This is a genomic window from Aquimarina addita, from assembly GCF_039539305.1.
GTDB lineage: Bacteria > Bacteroidota > Bacteroidia > Flavobacteriales > Flavobacteriaceae > Aquimarina > Aquimarina addita.
This window is the reverse complement of sequence record NZ_BAABCW010000001.1, coordinates 599,501-617,907: the sequence shown is the minus strand read 5'-3', so window position 1 is coordinate 617,907 and position 18,407 is coordinate 599,501. Positions and strand designations below refer to the sequence as shown.

18 protein-coding genes are annotated in these 18,407 nt (G+C 30.7%); 1 reads left to right on the top strand and 17 read right to left on the bottom strand.

What is annotated here, in order from left to right; genetic code table 11:
* Window positions 1-162: 162 nt before the first annotated feature.
* Entirely contained in the window at window positions 163-879 is a 717-nt protein-coding gene (locus ABD816_RS02720; RefSeq protein ID WP_344924504.1) for a trypsin-like peptidase domain-containing protein, read from the bottom strand.
* 64 nt (window positions 880-943) lie between these two features.
* A complete protein-coding gene (locus ABD816_RS02715) occupies window positions 944-1,351 on the bottom strand; it encodes a tyrosine-type recombinase/integrase (RefSeq protein ID WP_344924502.1) in 408 nt (135 codons plus the stop codon).
* Window positions 1,352-1,518: 167 nt separating this feature from the next.
* Between ABD816_RS02715 and ABD816_RS02710 the strand changes: the two genes are divergently transcribed.
* On the top strand, window positions 1,519-1,785 hold the full coding sequence (locus tag ABD816_RS02710; RefSeq protein WP_344924500.1) for a hypothetical protein: 267 nt from the start codon (window positions 1,519-1,521) through the stop codon (window positions 1,783-1,785).
* Between the two features lie 77 nt (window positions 1,786-1,862).
* Here ABD816_RS02710 and ABD816_RS02705 read toward each other — a convergent pair whose 3' ends face one another.
* From ABD816_RS02705 to ABD816_RS02635, 15 genes are all read right to left on the bottom strand, one after another.
* On the bottom strand, window positions 1,863-3,005 hold the full coding sequence (locus ABD816_RS02705; protein WP_344924498.1) for a hypothetical protein: 1,143 nt from the start codon (window positions 3,003-3,005) through the stop codon (window positions 1,863-1,865).
* 36 nt (window positions 3,006-3,041) lie between these two features.
* Complete coding sequence (locus ABD816_RS02700; protein ID WP_344924496.1) at window positions 3,042-4,160, bottom strand: toxin-antitoxin system YwqK family antitoxin; 1,119 nt, start codon at window positions 4,158-4,160, stop codon at window positions 3,042-3,044.
* 28 nt (window positions 4,161-4,188) lie between these two features.
* Window positions 4,189-5,181 (bottom strand): hypothetical protein, encoded by a 993-nt coding sequence (locus ABD816_RS02695; protein WP_344924494.1) that lies wholly within the window; start codon window positions 5,179-5,181, stop codon window positions 4,189-4,191.
* 52 nt (window positions 5,182-5,233) lie between these two features.
* Window positions 5,234-5,776: a hypothetical protein gene (locus ABD816_RS02690; protein WP_344924492.1), complete on the bottom strand. Its 543-nt coding sequence runs from the start codon at window positions 5,774-5,776 to the stop codon at window positions 5,234-5,236.
* A gap of 141 nt (window positions 5,777-5,917) precedes the next feature.
* Window positions 5,918-6,445 carry a hypothetical protein gene (locus ABD816_RS02685; protein ID WP_344924490.1) on the bottom strand — a complete coding sequence of 176 codons (528 nt, stop codon included), beginning with the start codon at window positions 6,443-6,445 and terminating at the stop codon, window positions 5,918-5,920.
* Window positions 6,446-6,491: 46 nt separating this feature from the next.
* On the bottom strand, window positions 6,492-7,757 hold the full coding sequence (locus ABD816_RS02680; protein WP_344924488.1) for a leucine-rich repeat domain-containing protein: 1,266 nt from the start codon (window positions 7,755-7,757) through the stop codon (window positions 6,492-6,494).
* Between the two features lie 16 nt (window positions 7,758-7,773).
* The gene (locus tag ABD816_RS02675; protein WP_344924486.1) at window positions 7,774-8,880 is read right to left on the bottom strand and encodes a leucine-rich repeat domain-containing protein; all 1,107 of its coding nucleotides are present in this window, start codon (window positions 8,878-8,880) and stop codon (window positions 7,774-7,776) included.
* Window positions 8,881-9,035: 155 nt separating this feature from the next.
* On the bottom strand, window positions 9,036-10,127 hold the full coding sequence (locus ABD816_RS02670) for a hypothetical protein (RefSeq protein WP_344924483.1): 1,092 nt from the start codon (window positions 10,125-10,127) through the stop codon (window positions 9,036-9,038).
* Between the two features lie 12 nt (window positions 10,128-10,139).
* On the bottom strand, window positions 10,140-11,318 hold the full coding sequence (locus ABD816_RS02665; protein WP_344924481.1) for a toxin-antitoxin system YwqK family antitoxin: 1,179 nt from the start codon (window positions 11,316-11,318) through the stop codon (window positions 10,140-10,142).
* A 160-nt stretch (window positions 11,319-11,478) separates the two neighbouring features.
* Window positions 11,479-12,294, bottom strand: coding sequence for a hypothetical protein (locus ABD816_RS02660; protein WP_344924479.1), 816 nt, complete (start codon window positions 12,292-12,294; stop codon window positions 11,479-11,481).
* 30 nt (window positions 12,295-12,324) lie between these two features.
* Window positions 12,325-13,284, bottom strand: coding sequence for an SH3 domain-containing protein (locus tag ABD816_RS02655; protein WP_344924476.1), 960 nt, complete (start codon window positions 13,282-13,284; stop codon window positions 12,325-12,327).
* A 153-nt stretch (window positions 13,285-13,437) separates the two neighbouring features.
* The gene (locus ABD816_RS02650; protein ID WP_344924475.1) at window positions 13,438-14,022 is read right to left on the bottom strand and encodes a hypothetical protein; all 585 of its coding nucleotides are present in this window, start codon (window positions 14,020-14,022) and stop codon (window positions 13,438-13,440) included.
* Window positions 14,023-14,244: 222 nt separating this feature from the next.
* On the bottom strand, window positions 14,245-14,976 hold the full coding sequence (locus tag ABD816_RS02645; RefSeq protein WP_344924473.1) for a LytR/AlgR family response regulator transcription factor: 732 nt from the start codon (window positions 14,974-14,976) through the stop codon (window positions 14,245-14,247).
* Window positions 14,976-16,649: a tetratricopeptide repeat-containing sensor histidine kinase gene (locus tag ABD816_RS02640; protein WP_344924472.1), complete on the bottom strand. Its 1,674-nt coding sequence runs from the start codon at window positions 16,647-16,649 to the stop codon at window positions 14,976-14,978. Before ABD816_RS02640 ends, ABD816_RS02645 begins: the two co-directional genes overlap by 1 nt.
* Window positions 16,646-18,292, bottom strand: a complete 1,647-nt coding sequence (locus ABD816_RS02635) for a histidine kinase (protein WP_344924470.1) — start codon at window positions 18,290-18,292, stop codon at window positions 16,646-16,648. Before ABD816_RS02635 ends, ABD816_RS02640 begins: the two co-directional genes overlap by 4 nt.
* Between the last annotated feature and the right edge of the window lie 115 nt (window positions 18,293-18,407).

Sequence of the window (18,407 nt, the reverse complement as noted above, 5' to 3'; positions counted from 1 at the left end):
TGGAATATTTTCCAGTACGCCATTCACAAATAAATTCAATTTTTTGTTCCATAGTTGTTGTGTTTTTCCAAGGCATAATAATTTGATTTTTGTCTCAAATTATAACTTGAAAAAGTGTAAACTATGTCCCTTTAACGTACCTATATATAGTGTTGTACAACGTTATTTTACTTTTATGTATTCTTTTTCAATTAGTTCTTTTACAGAAATTAATTTCCCATTTTCCTTTACATTTAATTCTGTTATAAAATCGATAGGTGTAATATAAGATATCGGTTCTTCACCTTCAGTTAGGTCAAATGAACTCGAGTTAATCCCTATAACATAACCATTTTTGAATACTGGACCACCGCTTGCCCCTCCTTGGATATCCATATTTGTTTGATAACATCTGTTTTTTACTTTATAGGAACCATTTTCGCAAAAATCCACTATAGTCCCAAGGGAATTTATACCTTTAAACAAAAATTCAGTTTCTCCAGTTTCTAAATTCGTTTTTTCACTATTTGGATAAGCAAATGTGAAAATCTTTTCTCCGTTATCTAATTTTTCAAAATCCAATGCGAAATATACTGAGGTGTTTGCACCTACATCTGTTTTATCTTGTAATCGTCTTTTTCCCAAAGTACCAATCATTACATCTGCACTCTTATTTGGAACTAATTGAGTCACTGGGCGTAAATGATATTCTTTATTTTCTATATTTTGAACTCCATAGAGAGTTTGTTCCGTTTGTTTTCCGTCCTTAAAAAATAAATGCTTGGCAGTGACAAAAGCTCCAACTAGATTTATGAAAAAACCAGTTCCCAAACATTTCCATATATTCTTGTCTGGGTCAAAAGTTATAATGGGAAATATTGCTTCATTTCGATTATTCATTTTGTCAGGTCAATGTTGTACAACAATTGAATAAACCCAATTGGGTTTATTCTTTTAATACTATTCACAAATCTAATGGATTTTTGATTGACCTCAAATTGTTAGTTGCTACTTGTGTATAAATTTCTGTTGTTTTACTAGAACTATGACCTAATAAAGTTTGGATATAACGCAGATCTGTTCCATTTTCTAATAGATGAGTAGCAAAGGAATGCCTTAGCATATGAGGAGTTACTTTTTTAAGGATTCCTGATTTTTGCGCTGCTTTAGTAACAATATTTTCTACACTTGTGGTACTGTACTTACCTCCTTTTTGCCCTTCAAATAGATATTCTATGGGGTTCCATTGCTTATAATATATCCTTAAATCTTTTAATACAGTTTCTGATAATAAAGAATACCGGTCTTTTTTATTCTTAGCATTTCTACTAAAAGGCAATATCCTTTTACGTTCAATATCTGTTAGTTTCATATTTAAAAAGTGAAGTATTTAGAAATCTACGTAGTATAGTAGTCTAATACGATTCAAATAAATGATAATGAATCATAAGAAAAAAATAATTCTTATAGTCAGTCTATAAGAATAGTGGATTGCCATCAAAAAATAGATGGAGCTAGCAAGATAAAAAGTGGAGCATAGTGATTATTAGCAAAGATAAGGAGGGTAATACGCTGTTTATTATGTCCAGATCTCCCTATAAAGCATATGGTTTTGTAAATATCCTTCTACAATTATCTCTAAAAGTATATAACTTAATGTATCTGGAAGATGGACCTGAAGTTTCTTTTTGTCTAAACCATAATGGAATTAACCTCAGTGTCATGGGAAGTTATGAAACAGGATTTAATGAGAATGATGATGATAACCAAATATTAGCAAATCCCAAATGCGATAGGAATCAGTAAAAAATGAGCCAAAATTCTCCTAAAATTTGCTGTGAATGTTATGCAAACAATATTTGATTTTGATGTCTTTTTCTTGTTTATACCTTATCCTTTTTATGTAAATATTCAGGATTGAGGATTGGTAATTTTTCTTTTTCTTCTACTAATAGTTCTACGATTGCAGCCATATTGGTTTTTTCATACATTCTATAAAAATACCAACCGATTCCTAAAAAAATAAATAATACGTGAATATAGGGGTTGTCCCAATCAAGTATGTAAGAAATGAGTAGAGTGATTCCCAGATATACTAGAAATTCATATCTGAATATACTCTTCAATGATATGGAGGTACCTTCTTGAAACTCTTCTAAGGTGAGCTTTATTTTGGCAGGAAGGTGTTTACCATAAAAATTAGTGTCGTAGTGTTGTTTCTTTTGTAAGATATATGTGTTTTTTGATAGTGATTTTGCAGAGAAATCAGCTGCTTCTATTTCTTCTAAAATATCTTTTTTACACATTTTTGTTTTGAATGTACTATGCAAAATATGACGAGAAGATATCATCTTACCAATTTTGCTTTCTGCCTCATCATTAGATTCTAGATGGTCAGTATAATTGAGCAACGGTTTATTAATAAACTTGGATAACCGACGACTTTGGCGTATGGCATTCGATCGCTTTACAAAATTGGCAACAAGTTTCCGTTCACCTTTTGAGGTTATTATAATCAATTGAAAAATAGCAGTCAATACTACAGCACTTGTTGAACCACTATTTTTTGAATAATATCGTTCAGTATGATACTTTTGATATCCAATAAGCTGAAGTGAACTGATATCTGATATTTCATTATTCAGATCAGTATCTTCCTCCGGTTGATAGATCTTGTATACCCCATTCTTATTGTCAAAATATTCTTTTGCTTTATACTTAGCAGTTAATATCAGCGAATAAAGACTAAAAAGGATCCCTATAAAATAATAGACTAGCGTCCATAAGATGGAGAAAAACAGCCATAATTCATCAAATAAAATAAAATTGAGCGTATAGATATTATAGATGACACTTCCCCAAAATGCGATAATCATCACTCTTAGAATCCAGACAGCACCATATAACCAGTTTGATGGTTTTAAGTACATCATATGTCCTTTTTTAACCATTCTATTTTTACTTCCGTCTTTTTCAATCGGAGTTATGTCAGGACCTAATTGTGCCGGTTGATCGTTCAATGTCATTTTATTGAAAGTGATAGCTTATTTCAGCTTAGCCATCTAATTAAAATTTTGCTCTGATACCTTATTACCTTTATCAAAAACTACTTCTCTGGTAATGTCACCACTTAGATCGTAATATTTCCAGGTATCATGTTTTTTTCCGTGTAGATATGTTCCTTGGGATGCTACTTTTTGAGCATCATTATACTGGGTAAACATCCCGTTTTTTTCATCATTTTCGTAGGTGGTTTCTGTGAGTAACCTTCCTTTTCGATCTTCAAAAATTTTCCAAACACCATCTTTATATGTGTCTTTATAGTTTCCTTCCGTTATTTTTATTCCATTATCTGAATATTCGATATAAGAACCATTTATATTACCATATTTATAATGTGTTTTATTTTTTAAAGTTCCGTTTTTAAAATAAACTTCTTTATAAGTGATATAGTCATTTTCATAATTGATTTTATATCGTAAAATACCTTCTTTTGTATATTGTGTAGTAATGCCGTTTTTCTTGCGGTCTTTTATTTCTATTTCTTCTGCCAGTTTACCATTTAGATAATAGCTTTTTTTAACATAATCGGTATGCGCACTATATTTTTTCTCCCACTTTAGTTTACCGTCTTTGAGACGTTCTTCCCAATTTCCTGTGTGCTCATCATTTTTGTAGTATTCTGTTACAACAGATGTTATGTTTTCTGCAGGATAACGTAAGGTTTTTGTCCATTTTCCATTTTTTTTGCCATCCTTATAATTTTGGGTTACCATGATTTCGCCTTTTCTGTTGTATTCTAACCAGGTACCTGTAGGTTCGTGGTTTTTGTAGTAATATTCTGAAGCAATTTTTCCATCTTGAAAATAAGTGCTGCTTTTTCCTTCTATTTTTCCATCGCTATAAGTAGCTTCAGATATTTTTCTGCCTTCAAAATCATAGCTTATATAAGATCCATCAATTTTTCCATTGTTAAAAGACACATCGGCATAAGCTCCACTGGATTCTGATAATTTATAATTTCCATTCAGTGTCGTATCATCCTTTCGTAATTTAAAAATAAGCTCTTTACCAAATTTGGTGCTTTCTACATCATTCCATGATAGGTATGTTTGTGCATAATTGACAAAAGTCATACACATAATGAAGAGGGTAAGTATTCTTGTTCTTAATGGATTCATTCTTTCTATTTTGAATTATTAATGCATATTAGTCTTCTAATAATATCCCCTTAGGAAACATTAATTTTTGAGGTCTAACATATCGGTCATCTACAATAATGGTAATTCCTTTTGCAGAAATAGTTTTAATATCCAGTACGCTATAATCCACGGCTAATGTACGGGCGTTCCCTTCGATAGTCGTCGTCGCATCTGTTTTTAAAAATACTGTGTAATCACTATTGGTCTTTAATTTGATCGCTTTTGGTAATTGAGATTCATCATTGATGTACCAGCTGTCATCGTATATTTCCTCACAACTAATACAGGTCAATCTGAGTCCTTCTTCACCCCAGGAGGAAGCTAAATTTTTTAATTGTTCGTTGGTTAATAAATCTGATGATCCATCATGAGTGAAGGTTTTTTTTAATTGTACATTAGACCCATATACCATAGATTTACTACCTTTTTTGATAACTATAGCTATATTAGTATTGTTGTTATCTTCTAAAACATCTAATGCCACAGACTTTGCTGAAATGGCAAGGGGTAATTTTTTAGTATTTTTTAATAATACATATTCCTCAAACCCTAGCTTTCCCAGAATGTATTGATGTTGTTGATCAGATTTTTTATCCGTAACAACCAGATTAGACATGTATTGGTATTGTAATGATAAGGTGATGGTATCTTTTTTTTCTAAATTGATTAAAACAGATTTCTCATCGGTATTAAATAAGTGATATAGTTGATTTTCTATGGTTACAGTAGTTGTATGGTTTCCGGCATTTGGTATTTCTTGTCCGGTAGACATATCAATCAGCGTTTTATTATCAAATTGTACGTAGTCTAGTTTTCCTATAACATTAATATCTTTGTATTGTGACTTGATAATGACCTGTTGTGTGGAGTCAATAATTCCCCAAAGATTCTCATGCTGATACGGAATGTATTTTTTATATTCCTGAGCAAAATTAAACTGTGTACATAGAATGAGTAGTGGTAAAATGTATGTGAAACCCTTACGTTGTTGTTTTATCATTTGTTATTATATTTTTAGCTTTTAGAGGTGTCGTTATGATTGTAGAGTAGCATTATTGTACTGTAGGTTTGCCGGAAATCATAAAATATGTTGCCTGTAATAATGGAGTTCTGTTATCAAACTCAAAATCAAAAAATTGTGCCTCATCTTCTTCTACCTTTAGTTTCATAGTGCTTCTTCCAATTTCTTTATCTGATTGATCAAAGGCTTTTAGCTTAATTTTACCTTCAAAATTCTCATTACTTACCAGATATACACTTACCTTCTTACTATTTGTAGTATCACTATATACTTTTTGCGTACGACCAATTTCAAAGGTTTTTGAAAAGGTACTATCTGGTACTATTTTGGCTTGATTGATGCTTTTGTCATACCCAGAAGTGATTCCTTTGAAAGCTTCAGAAACACCTTCGCTTGCAGATTCGAGCGCTTCTTTCCCATCTGTTTTGAGTGCATCACCGGCTCCTTTTACTAGTTTTGATTTAATGGATACTAACGCGTTTCCTTCTTCTTCAGCTTTTATTTTTTTCTCTTCGGTACTCATGCAAGAAGTTAGTAATAGACTTAGGGTTACTATAGATAATAATTTTCTCATTTTCTTTATTTTAAACCTGTTAATATGGATATAAAATTATATAATTTCTTGTGAACAATCATGAATAAAACAATATTCGTAAGGGTCGTGTTTATATTTGATATTTTTATTCTTTGAATTAGTTCATTTCTTTGACAACAATTAGTCCAAGTGTTTAGATAACAATTCATATTCAAAAAGTATCCGCTGGTCTCTTTTCTTTAATTCGCCAAATTGTTGTATCAAAATGATTTGTTGCTTTCTGAATATTTTTTCAATAGGCAAAGTGTCTGTAAGATTTACTAACAAAAGTCCGTCTTCAGATAGCTGATACCCTTTTCTGTCTGCTCTTACTTGTTTAAAAAGAGGGAGGTCTTTTTTTAATGCTTCCATTGTATAAACCAGCGGACCTTCTGCTTTATAATCCCAAAATTCTTTGAGATTTCCTTTATAATCAAATAAAAAGTGTTGAAGTATATCGAATTCTAATCCCTCTATCGTAAAAGAACAATCATACATCTCTCTGGTTCTGAAAGTTTGTATTTCTCTGGCACAATTCACATATTTTGGACTTACTTTTTCATCAAGTGTGTGGTATTGCGAAATAATCCTAATGTCAGATGGCACCAGAGAGTTATTTGAGGTACAGGCAGAGATGAAAATAAGAGTATATAATAAACAATACTTCATTACATTGCTTTGATCAAATTTGGTCTGCGTATTTGCTTACCTGCATTTATTTAGATGGATTACCTTTTAATTTTATTTTAACCTTTTTGGTAAAACTAGCGTTCTGAGCAGTTCCATCTGTGACTTTATTGTTTTCAAGGTTGATATATCCTATTTTAGGTAGCTCTGCTAATTTAGCATACGATGATATTTGATTAGAAGATAGTTCCAGGAAAGTGATGGCTCCTAACTTTAAAATTGGTTTAATATCTTTAATCTGATTTTCTTTTAAGTATAATACTCTTAATTTTATAAGATCTGATGAGAAACTCAATTTACTTATTTGATTAGCAGAAAGATTTAATTCTTCTAAAGATATCATTTTAGAAATAGGGGAGATATCAGTAATCTTATTGTTTGCTAATTCTAATTTTTGTACTCCTTGTACCTTAGATAAAACTGTAAGGTCTGATATTTGATTTCCTGATAAAAACAGATATTCTAGTTTAGGGAGAAATTCTAATACTGAAATGTCTGATATTTGATTGTTAGCAGCAGTTAAGTTAACTACATTTTCTTTTCCTTTAAGAACAGAAATATCCTTAATGGCATTATCTGCAATATCTACAGCTTGTAATTTTGATAATTTTGCTAAGGCACTTATATCTTTGATTTTGTTGTTTTCTAAACCTAAGTATTTTAGAGATTCAAAATTAGCAATGGCAGAGATGTCTTCAATCTGATTGCCAGATAAGAAAAGCGTTGTTATGTTAACATGAGAACTCAGTGGACTAATGTCCTTGATATTTTTTGTTTTACCTAAGTTAAGATGTTTTAACTGTGTTAGATTTTTTAAAGGTTCTACGCTATTAACTGTATTGTTATAAAGGTTTAATCTCCATAAATTAACTAGGCCACTAAGTGGACTGATATCATCAATCTGATTATTTGCAAGTTTTAAGAAACCTAATTCTGTAAGGTTTTTTAGAGGAGAAATATCCTTAATATTATTTTTGTGTAACTCTAATTTTTTAAGTTTTGTTAGGCTTGATAGCTTTGAGATGTCATTTATTTTAACATTGTACATCCTTAGCGTGGTTAGATTGGTAAGTGCTTCTATTCCATCTAAGGATGTAATAGCTCCTTTGCTAACCTTTAATGTAGTTATACTAGCGGCCTCTTCCTTTGTGATTTCTGATCCTCCGGATTTTTCTAATTCTTTTAAAATATGATTTTTTAGGTTGTCATCTTTGATTGTAATGGTTGATTGGGCAATAGAGTTTTGCACAATAAAACATAGTAGCATGCTTGTTAGTAAAGTTTTGATTGTCATAGTGTTATTTTAGTGATTATATTCTTACTTCTATTAGGTTTGAAATTTTTTCGAAGGATTTGTCTTTTTGTATTGGATTACCGTATAGGTTCACACTCTCCAGATTTGTTGTTAAATTTAATAAAGGTTTGAGATCTGATATCGTATTTTTTGAAGCACTCAGATGTCTTAGGTGTGTTAATTCTGTTAAAGCACTGATATCAGAGATTTGGTTTTCATTCATAGTCAACCATTCTAAATTAGTGAGATTTTTTAATACAGCTATCGTAGCGATACGATTATTGTTGATATCCAGTTTTTTTAATTTGGTCAGTTTTTCTAGTGGTTGAATATCATGGATATTACAGAATTGTATACCCAGTTCGTTAAGGTGTATAAGATCTTTTAATGCTGAGATCTCGGTTACTTTTTTGTTACTATGCATCCATAATTTCTCTAACTTTTGTAAGTTAGAAAGTGCAGATATATCAGTAACTGCTAGTTTGGTCATAGAAATGCGAACTAGGTTAGAGAGTTTTGCAATGGGTGCAATACTTGTTACTTCTGTATACCCAAATTTTAGGACAGTTAACTCCGTTAATTCACTAACAGCACTAATGTCTTTAATCGGGTTATTTTCTATAGCTAATACAGTTAGTTTTTTTAAATCTGCAACAACAGAGATATCAGAGATGTTATTACCTGATAGTGTTAATTTTTCTAATGCTGTTAAGTTTTTAAGCGGACTAATATCTTCTATAGAATTTTCGTGTAGATATAACTCTTGTAAGCTTGTTAATTTTGCAAGTTTATGAACCGTAGTTATATTACTACTGGCAATATTTAATTTTTTTAGATTAGGAAGATCAGTTAATCCAGCAAAGCTTTCTATAGTAGCACCATACAAGCCTATCTCCTGTAAATTCACAAGTTGTTTGATGCCTTTAAAACTGCTGATTTGTTGATCACCAAGGCGTAATTTTTTTATTTGTTTTACTTCTTCTGCGGTGATATCTCCTGTCTCTTTTCTGATTGATTTGCGCACAGCCGCTTCAATGTTTGAATCATCAAATGTGATGGTAGATTGAGAAAAGACTGGGAAGATGGTAAGTAATAGGATAAAGAAAAAACTGTAAAATTTCATAGATTATAATTATAATAGATTATATAAAATTGTTGTACGAATGTATTAATAGTTAGCAATACGGAATAGATGAAATATACATTTAGCTACATTACCTGCATATTCGAATGGATCTGGTGTTTATTTGTAAATTATTGTTAGATTAATAATTAAAATTAATTTATAGATACCTGTATTAACTTATAGCCTTTATCTGTTCGTAAGAAGTGTAACGATTTTTGATCAGATTCTTCACCAAACATTTGGTTGATATATAGCGCTAACACGGGATATTGCTTCCTTCTGGCCTGTCTGCAATTATCGAAGTATTGATCGTACTCTGTTGTTTCATACATAAATGGATTAAGTCCATCCATGGTGATGAAATAATCAACTTTCTTTTCTTTAGTCAACTGTAAGAGTTGTTTGATGTGTTTAAAATTAGTTGTCAGAAATTCTGATGCAGGAGTTTGTTTCCATTTTGTTTCGGGTACCCAATGTGTAATCTTAGGATAGCTGATTGTTTTCAGTTTTTCTAACGTAAGATCAATATAGAGGTGTTTTTCTATCCATTGTGTAAATTCTTCTTCATAATTAATGACAGAATAGTATTTTTTGTTTTTTCCTACATAACTTTTTCTCAAAGAATCGAGAGGCTTTTGGTTCGTGATTTGCAGTGAAAATAAGTTAGTCTCATATTCATATTCAAAATTTTCTACCAGTATGTTTCCTTTGGTGTCTAACAGGTATACGTTACCTCCTTCCCAGGAATAATGATTGCATCCTCTTTGATGCTTATCATCTTTATATTTTTTAGAAGCACCATAAAGACCTATAACTACATTATTTGTTACGGGTTGGAGCATAGAGTAGGATGCAGGAATAGTAATCTCTCCTTTTTGATTAAAGAGCCCTACGAGATCAGTAATAGGATCTCTAAAGCGTATAAAACCTTCACGCTCACAGTCAGCGGTATTGTCTAGGGTGTATAGACTGTCTCTTCCTACAACTTTTTTTTCTTTAGTGATATAATAATTGATATATCCTTTATCTTCAGGCTCTGTTACTGCTATAATATGGTCTAGCTTATGAGCATGTGTATATCCCATGAATTTGGGGGGAATCATTATTTTATCCAGATGATCTTTATATCCAATTAATGTAGAATCCTGATTGTAATACATCCGCCAACTTTCTTGTTCTTGTGCATAGTTGAAGTTAATGATAAATAGAATACTTGCTATGATTATGTTTTTTACTATTTGCATCTGTTTTGTTTTCTAAAAATTTATGATTTGATGTTGCCCTTTAAAATCATTGTATAGCTGGATCTTTTTCAACTTACCTCGTTTAAAATGTTGTGTCATATTCCCCGAATTGATAGTCTCAATTCTTCCTTTATCGTCATAGGTTATGAAATTGATAAGCCTATTGTATTCATAATATTTTTGTGATTTTAAGTGTCCAGCTCTATTATAGTCTTTATAGGTTCCATGTGAGACATAATGGTTGTTTGTTTGTAAAGTCTGTTGCGTGCTAAAAATAACTCCATTTTTATAAAACCGCTTTATTATATTGTTAGGGTAATCATATAAGATTGCTGTTTGTCCATTACTATAAAAGTGAGTTATAGGTTGAGAATAATCAATTTTTCCATTCTTATAAAATTTAATTGTGTGGATACTACCATCCTTGCGATAGGTTCTTTCTTCTCCTGTACCCTTTATGAATTTGGTTTGATATAAAATCTTATTGTTTTTATTATACACGATATATAGACCATCCCTGATTCCTTTACTATAATGTTCCTCTGTTTTTGCAAAACGATAATCAACAAAGACAACCCATTTCCCATTTCTTAAACCTTCAGAAAACAAACCTCCAGCATTTCTTAAACTTTTATAACGCCTTGACATAAGGGGTGTACCACACCAGTCTTTAGATGTAGGCTCATCGTATACAGTAGGTTCATATGTTATCTCATTATACGGTTTTGAGTCATCATACATTTCAAAATACCCTTCTAATGGTATAGAGGTCTTAGGGAAATAATGATAGCGTTTATATGTGGATGAAATTGATAATTTCTTATCGAGATGCTGATTGTAGTTTTCTTTGTATTTGATTTTATTAAGATCATTACTATTGTAAATCAAATAATGCTTTGATTGCTTGTCAATGGTTTTTTCTATTCTCATTTTGTGTTGGTGATAGAATTCCTTATCCAGCCCTATTTCCTTATTGAAGAAACAGGTGTCTATGGCTATTTTTTCTGGATGCTTGTTTTCGAATGTTTGTCGAATAAAACCCATGTTTGATCTTGTTTTTGTCGTATCTGTATCAATGTATAATGATAATATTTGTGTTTCTGTATCATCTTTAAGTATGTGCTCCTGAGCACATAACCATTGCATAAATAACATCAATACTATAGTGCTGCCTTTGTAAATGTAATTCATAGTCGTTTTTTTACTCTAGGACAGCTTAAAGAGGATTAAGAATCTACTTGAAAGAGCTATTCTCTAAAATCTATCAACGAGGTGGTGTTTATTTTGCGGCTCTCGATATTTTATTTGTATTTAAAATAAACCATATAGAATCATATTTCTTTTCTTATTGTTATTGAGTTTTAATAGATAATCGTTGCCCTAAAATCCATTTTTTAATCAATGGTTTGTTGTCAGTTATTGAAGCGAGATAATATACATTACTAGGAAAAGCTTCTGATTGATCTGCTGGTTCGATCATAACACGATCCGTTATATAACTAGAATGAATGAAATAGGTACTGCTATTTAGATTGTATATATACCCTACGTGATTGTCTAGTCCTATAATATATAACCCGTCTTTTAATTGTTGTAGTTGTTCAATACTATTTTTGAGATTGAAGAAAATCGTTTTATTTTTTTGTATAGCAATAGATTCCACTTCTAGTTTAGAGGCTTGTTGTGCCATCGTATATCTGTTTAGTTGAATCCCCATATGTTTTAATGTAGTAGAAACAAAATATCCGCAAGCTATTTCTCCCTCATTAGGGATATTCGTATGCCCGTTAAAATCCCATTCAGTACCATACCAATAGGGTATAATATCATTAAGGATAGCTTTAGTAAAGTAAGCAGAGGCTTCTTTTAAAATGGTATCTTTTTTAACAGGATCTGACTGATTTATATATGCTTTATTATAGGATACCCTTGCTTGTTCTATAGATTGATTTGTTTGTTTGTAATTTCCTTTAGATTTAAAATTTAATCCAGTTGCGATAGAGTCAAAAGTTCCCTTAGCCTCAGGCAGAGAATCAGTATTTTTTGTAGCATCCAATATTGATTTTTGTGTTACAGGAGGTAAATTATCTTTACTTTCTGAGTTTTGTATTGCATCAATACAAGAAAAACAAATTGTTGATAATAATAGTAGTATTAAATTTTTCATACATTTTTTATTTAGTATTTTTCTTAGAATCTAGTATAAGTTTTTAATTTTTCCTTTGTAAAAAATCTCATTTTCTATACCATCATCATATATAAAATGACTGATGATAAATGTATCATCTGATAGCCATAAAAACTGTTGGATATTACAAAGAGTATTAAGAATATCTATGTCTAATATATATTGGAATTTGCCGTTATTATTACTTTCAAAAAAATAGGATACACACTCTTGTCCTCCAAACAAACCATTGAGACGATATTTTCTGTTAGGGGATGTGATCATATATTCTGGGTTGCCAATACGATGGTGTGCCCCTGTTTTTATATCATAAACCATATCACTACTATGCCCTCCTTCTAAAACCAATACTTTTAATTCTGGATAGTAAAAAGACCAACCGTCACTAAACCCTGTGTCAGAACTTTCTATATCAAACTTATAGTGAGCTCCGTTAAATGCGGTAATTGAAAGCGGCATTTTATATTCATCAAAAAGAATATTGTTTTTTAGTAAGTCTTGTATTTTGTTATAGTCTCCAATTTTTATATTGGTATCCCATTGAGTATCTCGATACATCAAATTACAAAAAGTGGCCTGATTAATTTTCTGTAATGCTAATTGATGCTTATAATTTTTCTTTTCAATAAATCCATCAAATATATATCCTGTTGTTTGTTCCTGAGGGATTAGATATCCAGTATACGTCAATTTAATTTTTATCCAAAACCCATGAATCTTCTTATCCTGATCAGTAATGGTAAGTTGATGGTTTGTTTTTTCAATAATATTGATAGGATATCCGTAAGGAAGTTTTGCAATGTTAGTTCCTTGTAATGAGGGTTGATCACGTACAATTAACCCGCTGTTGGCAACTACATAATAACCTTCCTGCGCTATCGTATTGAATGATGAAATTACACCTAAAAAAATGCATGTATATATCAGTTTGTATATTTTATGGTACCTATTGGCTACTATTGTAATCATAAATCTTGTGCTTTTTTATTTGAAAAAAAGTTGTTTTACTGAATACTTGTAATTTCTGATTTAATTAAAAGAAGGTTTGTAAGCTTTGGCTTATGTGTTGTAATTTTAGCTAAAATCCTCAATAACTCATACACAAACATCTCTTTTGAATTGTTATAAAACATATTTATCAATTAAATCTCCTTCAAGACTATATATGTAACTGATTTTTTTGTTATTTGCTTCTAGACGTATCACATAGTTCATTCTTGATTTATCTCCTTTATTAGGAGATGTTATAGATATTTTGGTAGGTATCGGGTTTTTGAATCCATCTTCTTTAGTACGTTCTATACATAGGTTTACCAGGAATCCTAATTTTACGATATTAACCTCGCTATGAAGATTGTACATATAATTTTCAATATTTCCTTTACCTAATTCTAATTGTACCTCAGATACCATTTGCCAATCTCCATTTTTATAGTTCCAGCCTTCCATTGCAAAAGAGTAGGGATTGTCAGTAACTAGCAAGTTGATCTCCATCCCATATTCAGGATGTTGTAAGATAGTAACATCCGTGTAGTACGATTTTTCTCCAAATTTTTCTAAAAGGTCTTTTTCTATTTCCTGAAATCCCGAGATAGAATTGCGATAACTATCCTTTTCACAAGATGTTATTATAACTACAATACATAAATAGATAAATATAAATTTTAGTTGTATGTTGTTAAAAATAGGATGTCTTTTGTTTTCCAATGTATTAAAATAGCGATGAATATAAGCCAAAAATAGTACAGAGAACTTATGTGCTTTTATACAAATTCATATTCGCAGTACATCTATATATATTTGTTATATTATGTTTATTTTAATCAGTAAAATGGCAAAGGATCTATCTGGGGTGTAGCAAATAAAATAGTACATTTAGCTCAAGACTCAAGATAAAAGAAGTCTGGTTTATTAAAATTCACTAAATGGTTATCCTAATAACCGCGAAACAAATTCATCTTTCTTTCTGGTGGATACAGGCACTTTGGCTCCTGATTTTAAGAAAATATAACCCGCTTTATCGTATTTGTCCACGTATGTTAAGTTCACCATATAGGATTGATGTGTTCTTATAAATAAATCTTCTGGCAATTGTTTTTCAAATTCTTTGATGGGTTTTGATGCCATATATGATTTTTTATCAGCTGTAAAAAAAGTAGTATATCCTTTATCAGATTGGCAATACATTAAATTTTCAAAATTTATGACTTGATAGCCTTCTTGTAATCGTAAAACAATACGATCTTTTTTTCCATGAACAATTTGATTTTTTACAATGGATAGCTGCTCTTGCTGTTGCTCCGGCTGTTGAGAATCAATCTTGTTAATAGCGAGTTCTAATTCTTCTATGTCTACCGGCTTTAATATGTAATCTACTGCTCCGTTCTTTAAAGCTTGAAGCGCATATTGATCATAAGCGGTAATAAAAATGATATGAAATGAAAGTTGTTTTACTGCATCTAAAAAATCAAAAGCAATACCATCTTTTAGATTAATGTCTAAAAAAATCAGATCTGGTTTACAGGCATTAGTAACTGTAATTGCATCCTTTACAGATTCGCATTCTCCAAGAATCTGGATGTCCTGATCAAGTGTTTGGATCATGGCAATTAAACCTTTTCTAATATATAATTCATCTTCTACTATTAGTGCTTTGATCATTATAGTTCTTCTTTATAAGGTAATGTGAGTATCACTTTAGTACCTTGTTGTTTGTCTGTGTTTTTGTTTTCTATTTTTAAATCTACAAAAACTTTAAATTTTTTAGAGAAAATTGTTAATCGCTTCCTTATATTTTTTATCGTTTCCTGATCTTTTGTATAATTGATAACCGTATTTTTTTGTAGATACGATCCACGATTTTCAATACTACAAATGAGTTGATTATTAATAAAGGAAGTAGTAACGGTTAATGTTGTTTTTTCTATTCCAGTAGTATCGTTGTTTTCTAATGCCTTTTCTATAAAGGGCTGGATGAGCATAGGAGGGATGTATATTTCTTTATCCTCTAGTTCTTCATCTGTATGTAGTGTAAAATCAATTAAAGTATCTGTTTTCATTTGCTGTAATGCTACATAATACCCTATTGCGGTTAATTCATCTTGTATAGAAATCAGGTTTCCTCTGGAGCTTTCTAGAATGAGACGTAAATATTTAGAAAATTTAGACAAATATTTAATACTCTTAGGTTCTCGGGCAGTGATCATATTCTGTAATAATGATAGAGAATCAAAAAGGAAATCAGGGTTCATTTTTGACCAACGTAATCGTTGCTCTGTAATCGCATTTTGATAAGCAGCATTAATATTTTTGTATATAAAAGCAAACAGGATGACCAATAGGACCAAGAGGATAGAGAGTAATATGATAATCCCTTTTAATTTTTTATTTTCAAAATCAGACAGTTGTTGGTCGATGATTTTTACTCTTTTTACTAAACGTGTTTCGCCTTCATTAGCGGCTTCTATAGAATTTATCTTTTCTGTTACTTTTTGTTCTAATAAAGATTCATTATTGATATAGATACTGTCTAAAAAACGGGCAGCCTCTTCTGTTTTTTTCTGAAACTGATAGAGGTGATAATAATTTTCAAAAATGGGTTCTTTAAGTGTCGAACTATTATTAAACTTAAGCATTTTATAAGCAGAATCCAGAAACTTTTTTGATTGTTCCCAATCTTGCTTTAATAAATATATGCGTCCTATATTCATTAACGGTTTATTGAGCCGCTGTAATCGGTTATTATCAATATAATGCTGAATACTTTTTTCAAAATATGCAATAGCTTCATCTTCTTTTCTCATACTTGCCAGAATGAGTCCAAAGTTGCTGCTATACAAAGGCAGGTTTTTATATTCTTTTTTTGTGATTTTTAAATAGGTGTTGTATGCCTTTTTAGGTTGGTCATTATAGTTATAAAGAACACCACATTTAAAACAAAGTTTCATCAATTCTATAGAATCTTTTTCTCTGAAAAAAGGGATCACAGAATCACAGAATTTAACACCTTCTTTAATTTTTTCTAAATCAGTAATCTGTTCTGCTTTTAGATTATAAGCTTTTAAAAGACTTACCGTATCTTTATTTTGCATAGCAACCTCAATCATTTTACTTGCCAGTACATATCCATTAGAAAACTGACCTGTCCTGCCATAGGAGCGAGTGAGTAGAAAGAATTCTCTCATAGAAAGTTCTGTCTTCGATTCTTTTTTTGTTAGAATCGAAATGACAGAATCATACGCTCTGTTAGCAAATAAAATTTCAACCGATTCTTTTTGTGCAATCCCAATAAAAGAAGCACCAAAGAAACATAGTATAAGTAGTTTTGTCCTCATAGCAGGTTGGAATGTTTTCTTTTTTGGTTTTGATAAGGTAATTCTAAAGTAACTCTTGTCCCTTGCTGATTATATGCTTTTAGATCTTCAATATGTATATATGGTGTACTTTTTATATGATCCGATAGGATGGTGAGTCGTTCTTTTACAATATGGATAGCTAATGATGTCTTTTTATGGGCTGCTTTGTCATTTTTTGCAAGGTATCCGATACCATTATCTTCAATAATACATAAGATCTTTTTTTGAACACGGGATAATTTAATCCGGATTATAGGAGCTTCTATTTCTTCTTTAAAGCCATGAATAATAGCGTTTTCTATGAAAGGTTGTAAAATCATAGAGGGAATTAATGGATTGTTCTCTTTTAGAAAATGATCCTTTGTAAAAGTATAAGTAATGGTCCTCTCTGTACTCATATTCTGTAGATCAATATAATCCTGTAATCCCGTTAATTCTTCTTCAATAGCAATGAAATTTCTAGTGCCCTCTTTTAAGGTTAATCGCAATAGACTTGAAAATTTTGATACATATGCAGTGGCTTTTTTACTTTCGCTATTAAGAATCATCCCTTGCAATACCGATAAGGAGTTAAAAATAAAATGAGGAGTCATCTGAGAAACCAGTATTTCCTGTTCATTAATGAGGTTTCGATACTTCATTTTGATACTTCTGTAAAAGTGAAAGAAAATACCAATTAATACCAAAATAACAATTGATAATAAAGTGATGTAACTTATCAATTGCTGTCTTTTTGACTTTTGTATCTGTGAGTTTATTTTTGTTACCTGCTTGTGTAACGTTTGTTTTCTATTATCAATTGCTTTTAATTCTGAAAGTTTTTCATCAATCTTTTCGTCTACAATTAAATCATTATTCATATCAATTTGTTCTACTACATTTTTAGCGTGATTTAATTTGTTTTGTAGTTTGTAGAAGTGATAGTAATATTGATATAGTTTTTTTCTTCTGGAAGCTTTGCTTCTGGGGGTTAGTGAATTAGATGCTGAATCTAAATATTTCTTTGCTTCACCCCATTCTTTACGCTGCATATGTATCTTGGCAATATTAGCAAGCGCAACATTATTATTATCTCGTTTATTAGCTGCATTATGGACGTCGATCCCTTTTTTTAGAAAATACAATGCTTCATCATATTTTTCTAAATTCATCAGGATCACACCATAATTATTAATATATATAGCAGATTCTTTTAGCTTTTGGCTTTGAATTTTATTGTAAGTCTCATAAGCTTTTTGATGAGATCCCTGTTCATCATATAAAATGCCACATTTTATACAGAGACCTTCCAGAAGATTAGAATTGTTTTTTTCTGAAACAGGAAGTATAGAATCACATAATGCTACACCTTCTTTTATTTTAGATAGATCTACAAAGTTCTCTGCTTTTAAGTTATACGCTTTAAAAAGATTGATTGTATCTTTAATTGCAGTAGTTTCTATAATGACACGATCCAGGATCGCTAAACTCTCATAAAGTTCTCCTATTCGACTATGTGATATGGATAGTATAAAAGATTCTTCTGTAGAAAGTTTCTGGGAAGCTTCTTTTCTCAATAAAACCCTTATTACTTCTTTATAACTTCTTTCTTTGAACAATACTTCAGCCTCTTGAGATTGCATCTGTATTATAGAGAATACTACGAAAAAAAATATAAACCAATGTACCTTACGAATGTTCATATTCATTAGAATCTGCTACTAATATAAGCGTGTTTATTTTATTATTATACTTTTT

Coding starts and splice junctions, on each gene's coding strand:
- ABD816_RS02675 (WP_344924486.1), bottom strand. CDS start 8,880: ATGAAATTTTACAGTTTTTTCTTTATCCTATTACTTACCATCTTCCCA.
- ABD816_RS02635 (WP_344924470.1), bottom strand. CDS start 18,292: ATGCAATCTCAAGAGGCTGAAGTATTGTTCAAAGAAAGAAGTTATAAA.
- ABD816_RS02700 (WP_344924496.1), bottom strand. CDS start 4,160: ATGAATCCATTAAGAACAAGAATACTTACCCTCTTCATTATGTGTATG.
- ABD816_RS02655 (WP_344924476.1), bottom strand. CDS start 13,284: ATGATTACAATAGTAGCCAATAGGTACCATAAAATATACAAACTGATA.
- ABD816_RS02680 (WP_344924488.1), bottom strand. CDS start 7,757: ATGACAATCAAAACTTTACTAACAAGCATGCTACTATGTTTTATTGTG.
- ABD816_RS02690 (WP_344924492.1), bottom strand. CDS start 5,776: ATGAGAAAATTATTATCTATAGTAACCCTAAGTCTATTACTAACTTCT.
- ABD816_RS02715 (WP_344924502.1), bottom strand. CDS start 1,351: ATGAAACTAACAGATATTGAACGTAAAAGGATATTGCCTTTTAGTAGA.
- ABD816_RS02695 (WP_344924494.1), bottom strand. CDS start 5,181: ATGATAAAACAACAACGTAAGGGTTTCACATACATTTTACCACTACTC.
- ABD816_RS02640 (WP_344924472.1), bottom strand. CDS start 16,649: ATGAGGACAAAACTACTTATACTATGTTTCTTTGGTGCTTCTTTTATT.
- ABD816_RS02660 (WP_344924479.1), bottom strand. CDS start 12,294: ATGAAAAATTTAATACTACTATTATTATCAACAATTTGTTTTTCTTGT.
- ABD816_RS02665 (WP_344924481.1), bottom strand. CDS start 11,318: ATGAATTACATTTACAAAGGCAGCACTATAGTATTGATGTTATTTATG.
- ABD816_RS02645 (WP_344924473.1), bottom strand. CDS start 14,976: ATGATCAAAGCACTAATAGTAGAAGATGAATTATATATTAGAAAAGGT.
- ABD816_RS02685 (WP_344924490.1), bottom strand. CDS start 6,445: ATGAAGTATTGTTTATTATATACTCTTATTTTCATCTCTGCCTGTACC.
- ABD816_RS02705 (WP_344924498.1), bottom strand. CDS start 3,005: ATGACATTGAACGATCAACCGGCACAATTAGGTCCTGACATAACTCCG.
- ABD816_RS02670 (WP_344924483.1), bottom strand. CDS start 10,127: ATGCAAATAGTAAAAAACATAATCATAGCAAGTATTCTATTTATCATT.
- ABD816_RS02720 (WP_344924504.1), bottom strand. CDS start 879: ATGAATAATCGAAATGAAGCAATATTTCCCATTATAACTTTTGACCCA.